Source organism: Vibrio sp. 970 (genome assembly GCF_033339075.1).
The window spans coordinates 1-542 of record NZ_JAWOTW010000713.1; the positions used below are offsets into that span (position 1 = coordinate 1).

The following is a 542-nucleotide window of genomic DNA, read 5'->3' on the forward strand; positions in this document are numbered from 1 at the left end:
AGAGGTGAATACGCTAACAGTTGGACACCTTCATAATGGCTGATTTCAGACAAACCCACTTCGAAGCTGCGGTTGAGTAGATTGTATGGATTTTGAATTGAAACGATACGCGGTAAATCATGCTTCTCCGCTAAACGAAGCAAAGACATCACCCCCCAAGGTGTTTCGTTAGATACGCCGATGTAACGCACTTTACCCATCTTAACCAGTTCAGTTAATGCTTCTAGGGTTTCAATTAACGTCACTTCTTCTTGCTTGTCTGGGTAAGGGTAGTTGAGTTGGCCAAAGCAGTTAGTTTGACGCTGTGGCCAGTGAAGTTGGTACAAATCTACGTAATCGGTTTGGAGTCGTTGAAGGCTAGAGTCGATGGCATCATGGATATTGCGACGATTTAAACTCATGTTTTCACGGATGTGAGGCACATTGCGCGGCCCTGCCACTTTTGTCGCTAGAACGACTTTTTCTCGCTTGCCGGATTTTGTCAACCAGTTGCCGATGTATTGTTCTGTTAGGCCTTGTGTTTCTGCTTTTGGCGGAACAGG

General features: G+C 45.6%; 1 protein-coding gene. It reads right to left on the reverse strand.

The window, feature by feature from the left end:
• Positions 1-542: aldo/keto reductase (locus tag R7Q11_RS28775; protein ID WP_225467298.1), on the reverse strand; the 542-nt coding region annotated here is incomplete at both ends.